This window comes from Methanothrix sp. (assembly GCA_029907715.1).
Classification (GTDB): domain Archaea; phylum Halobacteriota; class Methanosarcinia; order Methanotrichales; family Methanotrichaceae; genus Methanothrix_B.
In genome coordinates this window covers 1-8,886 of record JARYLI010000029.1, presented here as the reverse complement: position 1 = coordinate 8,886, position 8,886 = coordinate 1, and the positions used below count along the sequence as shown (strand labels likewise).

The following is an 8,886-nucleotide window of genomic DNA, read 5'->3' as shown; positions in this document are numbered from 1 at the left end:
ATGATCGATGATCGCACAATCCTGGAAATCATAAAGGCCAGGCATAAAGCCAGAATCTCTGCCAGAGAATCGCACCATTGAAGATCTGCAGCATCGTCCTCTAAATAGTAGTAGATGACAATGTCAAGATCCTTAGCCGACGACGAATGCGGTGATTATAGCCCATAATCGGAGGTTTCAGATCGATCGGCAGTCCAGACAGGCGGCATGCAGGAGAGGGCAGATGAAAAACACTCTCTTTTGAAAATCGCTTTTAAACTCTGATGAAAAGATATATATGCATCAAAGAAAGCTCGGAATGCGAATAGGGGATCTTTTCGGCTGCATCGAAATAGTTGCGCCGAGGGTCTCAAGGAGGGAGCAGAATGGCGGTACTTCCTGTCGCCCCGGTTGCCAGGCTGATAAGAATGGCCGGGGCCAAGAGGGTTAGTGAGGATGCAAGCATCGAGCTTGCTGCGATTCTGGAGAACTACGGCATCGAGATAGCGAAAGAGGCGATAGACTGGGCCAATCATGCGAAGAGGAAGACTGTGAGGGCGGAGGATATAAAAGAGGCCGCAAAGCGAGTGAGACCTGTAAAGCAGGGAGAATGAGCCTGCTGGGAGAAAAATCGATATGGACTACCGCGCGCTTGGTCTTGTGTGCGGCATAGAGATTCATCAGCAGCTCGATACAAGCTGCAAGCTCTTCTGCCGCTGCCCCACTCTGCACAGGGAGGTCGAGGACTCGAACTTCGAGTTCTTCAGGTACCTCAGGCCTGCGAGAAGCGAGCTCGGGGAGATCGACAGGGCTGCTCTTGAGGAGACGCTTGTATCTAGGAGATTCATATACAAATCCTACGACACAACCTGTCTGGTGGAGGCTGATGAGGAGCCTCCGAGGGAGCTCAACCGGGAGGCTCTTGAGATCGCCCTGGTGATCGCACGTCTTCTCAGGATGCGCATCGTTGATGAGATCCACACGATGCGCAAGACCGTGATAGACGGCTCGAACACATCTGGATTTCAGAGGACCGCATTCATCGCGTCCGGTGGATCCATAGACACATCATGCGGGCCTGTGGGCATAGGCATACTCTGTCTGGAGGAGGAGGCTGCCAGGATAATCGAGGATCGTGGGGATGAGGTGGTGTATTCTCTCGACCGGCTGGGCATCCCCCTTGTCGAGATCGGGACCGCTCCTGATATAGTATCCCCGCAGCATGCGAGGGAGGTGGCCCAGCATATCGGCATGGTACTCCGATCAACGGGCAGGGTCAAGCGCGGCCTCGGCACGATAAGGCAGGACGTGAATGTATCGATAGCTGGTGGAGCCAGGGTCGAGATCAAGGGTGTTCAGGAGCTGAACCTGATAGAGAGGATCGTAGAGCTGGAGGTCCTCCGCCAGGTCAGGCTGCTCGAGATACGGGATGAGCTCCAGAGGAGAGGCGCCCATGTCAATGGGGAGATCGTCGATGCAACTGGGCTCTTCTCAAACTCACGCTCGAAGGTCATCACAAGGGCCCTCAAGAGTGGCGGTGCGGTTCTCGCCACGAGGCTTGACGGCTTCAACGGGATGATAGGAAAGGAGGTTCAGCCCGGTAGACGTCTCGGCACAGAGCTCTCTGACAGGGCGAAGCGCGCAGGTGTCGGTGGCATATTCCACACCGACGAGCTGCCAGCATATGGGATAACAGAAGAGGAGGTGTCATCACTCAGGAGCCTGCTTAGCTGCGGGGAGAGCGATGCTGTGGTGATGGTGGCAGCGCCCCCTGAGAGGGCGAGAAAGGCGATGGAGGCTGTGATCGAGCGCGCACGGGAGGCCATTGCGGGCGTGCCGGAGGAGACCAGGAGAGCGCTTCCTGATGGCACATCTGAGTACATGCGCCCGCTCCCAGGATCGGCGAGGATGTACCCTGAGACGGATGTACCGCCTGTCATTATAAATAAAGAGATGGTTGAGCAGCTGAGGCTCCCGGAGCTTGTCGTGGAGAGGGCCGAGAGGTACCAGAGGGAGTACGGGCTCAGCCCGGAGCAGGCCAGGATAATGGCAGCCTCGTCCAACTACCAGCTCTTCGAGGAGATCGTGAGGGCATACAGAGTGCAGCCGTCGCTCGTCGTGCGATCTCTGGAGTCCACGCCTGTAGAGCTTGCAAGGGATGGCGTGCCGGTTTACAGGCTCAGTGACAGGCATTTCATGGGCTGCTTCGAGCTGCTCTCGCAAAACAGGATCGCTAAGGAGGGAATACCCGCACTCCTCAAAGCCATGGCCGAGAACCCTGATGCTGATCCGGAGATGGCAGCGCAGGCGGCAGGTCTGATGAGCTTGGGTGCATCAGAGGTCGAGAGGATAGTCCATGAGATCGTCTCCGCAAAAATCGATCTCGTAAGGGAGCGGGGCGAGCGTGCTATCGGGCCACTCATGGGGCTCGCGATGGAGCAGCTGAGAGGCAAAGCAGACGGTGCGGCTGTGAGCGCTCTTATAAAGAGAGAGATTAACGCGATTCTCGGGAGAGCTGTCTGATCGCGACACAGCCTGCGTATCTTTCAGGAGGAGACCTGCATGGATGACAGATGGGACATGCTGCTAACAAAGGTCAGGTCTAACCCGAGATCCAAGAAGGACTCCGGCAGATGGCATCAGGTCGTGTACCTGAATCACTGAATGAAATTAAGGATTCACCACTCACTGGCAGCAGATCACAAATCCTGCGATGTCACCTGCTGCCGGGTTCGGTGATCTGAGTACACTGCCTGACATCTTTCTTCACCATGAAGTCTATGACGACATTGTAGATCCTGGGCGCATAGCTTCTGACGATGCCTCGATACAGGAGAGATGCCTCGCACCCGAGCTCCCTGGCTTTTTCCTCTATTATTCTGACATCCCTGTAGAGGTCATCCTCGGGGGCGAATGTGTAGTAGTGAACCACTCCCCCGCTCTTCGCGGTGCGTATCGCCTCTGGGAGGAATATCGAGGCAGAGTGCGGCAGGTTCATAACGACATGATCCGCCTGATCTGCAAGGTCCTCTGTCAGAGCTGCAGCGTCACCCTCGCGTACCTCAACATCCAGACGGTTCATCCTTGCGTTTTCCACGAGAAGCTTTACTGCATACGGATTCTTGTCGATCGCGATCACCCTTGCGCCACGTTTCGCCATGAGAAGCGAGAATGGGCCCACGCCTGCGAACATATCGACCACAGTATCGCCGGGGCGCACCTGCTCTGCAACCCTGAGCCTCTCAGTGCCGAGCCTCGGCGAGAAGTATGCGCGCTCGAGATCCACCATGTAGCGGATGCCGTGCTCCCTGTGAACTGTGAGCGTCCTCATCTCGCCCGCCACGTATCTGTACCTGCGGAGCCTGAACTCTCCCTCAACATCCGAAACCGGCGCGAGGACCGCGCGGATTCCCCTGTGGACTGCCATTATCGCATCCGCAACCACCTCAGGCTCCTCATCCTCAACCACAGCTATATCCCCGATGGTCTCGAAGCTCGGTTTTCTGCCCAGGATCTCCTCAACGGTGACCTTTCTCCGATCCTCCTCGAACTCCATCTGGACGATCTCAGCACCCGCGATACCCTTCAGCGCATCAGGGTTGATGCTCTCAAGAACTGGGATGTATATGTGATAATCGTCGGAGCGGATGCGTTTTTTTCTGTCGAGGGCACCCCGCTCTGCAAGAATCCTCCGTATCCGCTCGCCCATAGAGCGCGGCGCCTTCACTCCAAGCGTGGTCTTAGATCCGCACATTTCATGATGAGTTGCCCGCATCAATCTGATGCGCTTAAACCCTTCCTGTTTCAGCATCACGATCTCTTCGTCACCGCAGCACCAGCTGCAGTGCGCGATGTGGGCAGGCTGTCACGCATGCTCCACACTGGATGCACTTGCCCGGGTCTGTCACAACCTTCCAGTTGTCGAACCTGAATGTGCCGGTGGGGCATATCGCAATGCATGCGCCGCAGTGGACGCACTCCTCATCGTTTCTCATCACAGGGATCTCCAGGAGCACTACATCCACGCCCCTGCGCTCGAATGCGTCCTTGACCTGCCTGCATTTATCGTCTGAGACATCGAGGACGATCTCGCCGCTGACGGCATCTATGCTCGCCCTCTCGATGTTTATGAGCGCGCCGGTCTCCAGGATGACAGAAGCTATCAGGGGCTTTCTGACTATGCCCGGCGCGACCCTGAGCATCAGCTTCATCTCGGCCGCCTCCCCGCAAACAGCCTGCTCAGGTCGTTGCTTGTTATCATTCCTATGACGCGATTGTCCTTATCCACAACGGGAAGCGCAGAAATGCTGTGGATATCCATCGTCCTCGCAGCCAGCTCTATCGGCTCATCCGGGGTCGCTGAGTACACCCGTCGGGTCATGATCTCCGAGACTCTTGAGATGTTGCCGTTTGCAACAGCCTTGGATATGTCCCATGTCGTTATTATGCCCATGAGCTTCCCCTCATCAGAGACCACCGGGAGATGATCGAACCGGCTTCCGACGATAACGCGTGCGGCCTCAGGCACGCTGATGTTCTCTCCCACTGTGACAACATCCCTGTTCATGACATCCCCGACGTAAGGGAGCTCCTTCGTCTGCTTCATCGGCCTGCTGACGCCACTTCTTGGCAGAGGCTCGGCCTGCTCTGTCAGCAGGAACTCCCCCCTCTCGATCCACTCCTTCAGGGTTCCAGCAACCCTTCTGGCCATGTGGAAGCTTGAAAGCGATGCTGTTGGGACCTCTTTTCCGTTTATCTCCACGAAACCGGATCTCAGCTCCGCGTAGCTCACGCTCCTCAGAACCGGTCTGTCCCTTCGCTGCACGCCATAATCAACTATCGGAACGGTGATGTCCCTGTCCCTGACAGCAGTGCTCAGCGCGAGCCTCTCGTTCAGTATCGGTATCGGAACGCCAACGCCAACGTAAAGCGTCGGGCCGTACCTTGTGAACGTGGCGGCCCTCAGGAACTCGCTGCTCATCCTCTTGAGGTCTCCTGCAACCATGAGCGTGGCGAACCCGCTCTCCGGGCTGTGCTGTGTGCCGGGTCCCACGATATAACCCTGCGCGCCGCCGAGGAATATTCTGACCCCAGTCCCTATGTACTCGAATCCCGGATCGTTGGAGATGGGATTCAGAACACCCGCGCCGCTGTAATGGACGTTTCCGAAGCGAGGGAGCAGCGTGCCCATGTATGTGTGAAGAGTCCTGTCAGAGGAGTTCGTGGCAGCGTTGTACCTCTGATACGCGTTTCTTGGATTGACCATCAGAGCCTGGTTGAGGTCCTCCAGATGGAGGGTCGTCTCGATCTCCAACCTGGGATAACAGTCTGTGCCCACACCCTCGCCCATCACATCCACAGCTCTACCGGAGACGAGATCCTCTATGACGTGAGCACCGCCGTACTCTATGCCTTTATCCTCAGATGGCTGGGTCGCTCCCAGAAAGAGATCGACCGCGGCAACCCCACCGTATGCCTCAACCCGGTTCAGCCAGGCCCTCGAGATCTTTATAGGCGGGTCGCTGTGGCCGAGGTTCAGGAAGACGCCGGAGGAGCACATCGCTCCGAAGGTGCCGGTGGTCACGACATCAACCTCGCGCACCGCGCCACCAGGCCCCAGCTCTTCGACAATGGAGGGCATCTCCTCCGCGGTCACAACCCTGACGCTTCCGTCACGTATCCGCTCGTTGATCTCGGATAGCGATTTCTCTGCTTCCACGGCTGGGGCTTGCACCTTTTCCGATAAAAAGATATCCCATACACGGCAGCCATCAATGCCATTCTCATCTGTGCGGCTCTTAAACGTGCTGTAGCCTGTGATTCCAACTGCCTCCTGGCACGAACAGGGTTATATTCTACATCCGGAGATGCCTCTAGAGATGTCTGGAAAGAGGATCGTCCTGACCAGCGACAGGACAATGATGTCCTCCTATCACGGAGGCGTTCTGCTCGGGTTTGCCGCAATAATGCCCAGGGCGGTCATGCCCGACTGGGTGCTCAGATCTCTATTCTGTCCTCCTGTGAGAGCACATCCCGACGGCAGGGCGGTTTATGCTCCGTGCGGCATGCGAAAGGTGGAGGCTGCCCTCCTTGAGGCGGGGTTCTCCAGGGATGAGGTCATGGTCGCGCATCCAGATCGCCTCGAGAAGGCGATAGGCAGTGATACCGAGATCCTGGGCATAACACACGACGATCCGATGGGGAAGATAGCAGTCCGCGAGATCGAGGATATCATTAACAGAGGTCCACCGCACAACAGGCACAGCTTCCTGAAGCTCATAAATCATCCCCTGGTTAAAAAATACGATCCGGTGATCGTCGTCGGTGGCAATGGCGCATGGGAGCTCGCCGATGAGGATGTGGGCGTCGATCACATCTACCTGGGCGAGGGTGAGAGCGAGTTTCCGGAGGTTTGCAGGGCGATCCTCGATGGGAGGGATGTCCCCAGGATCATACAGGGAACGCCTGTGGCCGGGGAGAGGATCCCTGTGAACAGGGGCGCCACGATCGCAGGCATAGTCGAGATCGGAAGAGGATGCTGGCGTGGCTGCGCATTCTGCTCACCAACGATGAGGTCGCTGAGACACAGACCGGTAGCCAGCATTCTGGAGGACGTCAGGGTGAACATGAGGGAGGGCATGAGGGATGTTCTGCTTCACTCAGAGGACGTTTTCACATACGGCTCAATGGGATTGCGCCCTGATCCTGATAAGGTGCTGGAGCTCTTCAGGAGCGTCAAGCAGCTCTCGCCACACACAATAGATGTCTCACACCTCAGCCTGGCGACCGTGCATCAGTCCATGGATCTCCTCAGCAGGGTCTCTGAGGTTGTTGGCGTTGGCACAGATCAGAAATACATGTCAGCATGGATAGGAATAGAGACCGGAAGCTGTCGTGTACTGGAGATGCACATGCCCAGGAAGGCGCTGCCAGAATCTCCGGATCGCTGGCCAGATATCGTCAGGGATTGCTATGCGCTCTTCCATGATGAACACTGGGTGCCGGTCGCGAGCCTTGTCCTGGGGCTGCCAGGTGAGACCGCTGATGATGTTGTCAGGACAACAGAGCTTGTGGAGTCGCTCAAGGATTACACAGGGCTTATGCTTCCACTCTTCTTCACTCCCATGGCAGGTACAGCACTCGGCAGCTACAAAGGGCTCGGAAAGGATAACGCCCTTCCTGAGCACTGGGAGCTGGTCGGGACCTGCATGGAGTACAACCTGAGACATCTCAGGAAGCTTCACAGCCTTTACAGAGAGCGCATGACATCAAATCCGATGGTGCACATGGGCCTGCGCGCGATCAACATAGCAGCAGACATCGTTCTGCCGAAATACATGAGAAGAATGAAAAGGGGAGAACCGCCAAACTGAAAGAAATTTTCGATCCTGAGGATGGCCTGAAGCTAGTAGTTCTCCAGCACCGATTTCACTATCGTCTTGTGGTCGTTCTTCAATGAGTACACGTTGTGGTCTCCGGATACATCTATGCTGAGAATTCCAAGGCGCGTGTTCATGAGTCCGACCATGGCAGACACACCGCGATAGCTTACATTGAAGCCCTCCTTCTCCAGATATGTGAAGATGTCCTCGGTCGTAAAGGATGAATCGCTCAAGAACAACTTCAGCACCGCTTTTCTGATTCCAATACCATCTCGCTTCAGATAATTCCTCAGCCGCTCCTGAATTCTCTCCTCAGCGCTCTCCATCCAGCAAGCTCACCGGCCATAAAGAAGGATGCGATGGCTTATAAAGGTATTCTCTCCACGACCAGCCCATCCTCTGTTGGATACCTCTCAACTATGTGAGGAGATCCGATATGCCTCACCTCATCTGCTATCTCCTCCAGTATCCAGGCCGCAATCTCTATTCCATCAGCTGCGAGTTCGTACATGCTCTCCGGAACACCAAGCTCCTCCAGGACTCTGATCGCAGCCTGCGGATCTGGAGCGACGATGACTCCTGTCAGCAACGTGCCATCATCGCTCACGATATCGAACTCTCTCCTGACCCTCCCAGCACGCCGCTTCAGCCTCTCCCTGAGCTGGACGGAGTCCTTGAAGACGGAGGAGCAGTAGTGGAGCTTTATTCTGTAGTTCATGAACGATCTTGCGATCGACTCGCTCCCGATCGCCGCGCAGGAGTCCGGGCATGCCCTGAAGCCTCTGGCTCTTAGCGCATCCGCGTTCGTCTCTGTGAACTCGAGCTCATTTATGTTCAGAAAAGCACCGGCGCTCTGCACAGCCTCTGCGATCCACGGAGCAGGAGCGATCGCGGGGATCTCCACGCCAGCCTCGATCCCGAGATCCATCGCGGATTTCAGTGCCTCCGCAAGGCGGGGTTCCTCCCGCTCAAGATCCGGATGCATCCTAAGCTCGTCCAGACCGGCATCGCGAAGCCTCGAGAGCACCCTCTCCCCTGGCACGATTCCTGTGTAGAGGTGGATGTGATGCTCTTTTCCCAGAATACTCTTAAGCATGCGAATTGTCTCTAGAACCAGATCCAGCCTCAGCAGAGGCTCTCCGCCGGTTATGCCTGTGCCGAGGGCATCGATCGCCCGCGCCTCCTCCACGATATCATGCGGGGATGATACGATCCGCTCGTTCGCGAAGATGATATCCTTTCCCCTTCGCTCCGCAGAGAGCGGACAGTAGAAGCATTCTCTGGCGCATACACCTGTGATGAAAAGTACAAGAGATGCTCCCTGTCTGCATATCTCACATCCGTGAGGGAGGTAGTTGTGGAACGATCCTGTGCTGTCTCGAACCCATTCTTCAGGCATACTTTCCGATCCTCATCCAGTGCATTTCTGAGCGGGTTACCATGATGCACCATGCGTCATCGGTTAAGATCGACATGTGTAGAATTGGACTTAATAGTCTTATCTCGCCTCAGTACTGCTATCAGG

8 protein-coding genes are annotated in these 8,886 nt (G+C 56.2%); 3 read left to right on the top strand and 5 right to left on the bottom strand.

Translation table 11 applies throughout. The features are described from left to right. The first annotated feature begins 365 nt into the window (after positions 1-365). Together QHG98_09585 and gatE are read left to right on the top strand one after the other, a co-directional pair. Positions 366-593 carry a histone family protein gene (locus tag QHG98_09585; protein MDH7597966.1) on the top strand — a complete coding sequence of 76 codons (228 nt, stop codon included), beginning with the start codon at positions 366-368 and terminating at the stop codon, positions 591-593. Positions 594-615: 22 nt separating this feature from the next. Next, positions 616-2,502 carry a Glu-tRNA(Gln) amidotransferase subunit GatE gene (gatE, locus tag QHG98_09580; protein ID MDH7597965.1) on the top strand — a complete coding sequence of 629 codons (1,887 nt, stop codon included), beginning with the start codon at positions 616-618 and terminating at the stop codon, positions 2,500-2,502. Between the two features lie 193 nt (positions 2,503-2,695). Here the strand turns inward: gatE and QHG98_09575 are convergent, their stop codons facing one another. From QHG98_09575 to QHG98_09565, 3 genes are all read right to left on the bottom strand, one after another. Continuing rightward, a complete protein-coding gene (locus QHG98_09575; GenBank protein MDH7597964.1) occupies positions 2,696-3,733 on the bottom strand; it encodes a class I SAM-dependent methyltransferase family protein in 1,038 nt (345 codons plus the stop codon). A 70-nt stretch (positions 3,734-3,803) separates the two neighbouring features. Beyond that, positions 3,804-4,190 carry a 4Fe-4S binding protein gene (locus tag QHG98_09570; protein MDH7597963.1) on the bottom strand — a complete coding sequence of 129 codons (387 nt, stop codon included), beginning with the start codon at positions 4,188-4,190 and terminating at the stop codon, positions 3,804-3,806. Further along, entirely contained in the window at positions 4,187-5,698 is a 1,512-nt protein-coding gene (locus QHG98_09565; protein MDH7597962.1) for a homocysteine biosynthesis protein, read from the bottom strand. The genes QHG98_09570 and QHG98_09565 overlap by 4 nt, the downstream gene beginning before the upstream one ends. A gap of 160 nt (positions 5,699-5,858) precedes the next feature. Here QHG98_09565 and QHG98_09560 point away from each other — a divergent pair, with 160 nt between their 5' ends. Continuing rightward, positions 5,859-7,352 (top strand): radical SAM protein, encoded by a 1,494-nt coding sequence (locus tag QHG98_09560; protein MDH7597961.1) that lies wholly within the window; start codon positions 5,859-5,861, stop codon positions 7,350-7,352. Positions 7,353-7,384: 32 nt separating this feature from the next. Here the strand turns inward: QHG98_09560 and QHG98_09555 are convergent, their stop codons facing one another. Both QHG98_09555 and QHG98_09550 read right to left on the bottom strand, forming a co-directional pair. Then, a complete protein-coding gene (locus tag QHG98_09555) occupies positions 7,385-7,687 on the bottom strand; it encodes a DUF2551 domain-containing protein (GenBank protein MDH7597960.1) in 303 nt (100 codons plus the stop codon). Positions 7,688-7,725: 38 nt separating this feature from the next. Further along, on the bottom strand, positions 7,726-8,760 hold the full coding sequence (locus tag QHG98_09550) for a radical SAM protein (protein MDH7597959.1): 1,035 nt from the start codon (positions 8,758-8,760) through the stop codon (positions 7,726-7,728). Positions 8,761-8,886 lie beyond the last annotated feature (126 nt).

What these genes read in the sequence shown, in the direction of transcription:
- QHG98_09585 (MDH7597966.1), top strand. Translation starts at nt 366, where the DNA reads ATGGCGGTACTTCCTGTCGCCCCGGTTGCCAGGCTGATAAGAATGGCC.
- gatE (MDH7597965.1), top strand. Translation starts at nt 616, where the DNA reads ATGGACTACCGCGCGCTTGGTCTTGTGTGCGGCATAGAGATTCATCAG.
- QHG98_09575 (MDH7597964.1), bottom strand. Translation starts at nt 3,733, where the DNA reads ATGTGCGGATCTAAGACCACGCTTGGAGTGAAGGCGCCGCGCTCTATG.
- QHG98_09570 (MDH7597963.1), bottom strand. Translation starts at nt 4,190, where the DNA reads ATGAAGCTGATGCTCAGGGTCGCGCCGGGCATAGTCAGAAAGCCCCTG.
- QHG98_09560 (MDH7597961.1), top strand. Translation starts at nt 5,859, where the DNA reads ATGTCTGGAAAGAGGATCGTCCTGACCAGCGACAGGACAATGATGTCC.
- QHG98_09555 (MDH7597960.1), bottom strand. Translation starts at nt 7,687, where the DNA reads ATGGAGAGCGCTGAGGAGAGAATTCAGGAGCGGCTGAGGAATTATCTG.
- QHG98_09550 (MDH7597959.1), bottom strand. Translation starts at nt 8,760, where the DNA reads ATGCCTGAAGAATGGGTTCGAGACAGCACAGGATCGTTCCACAACTAC.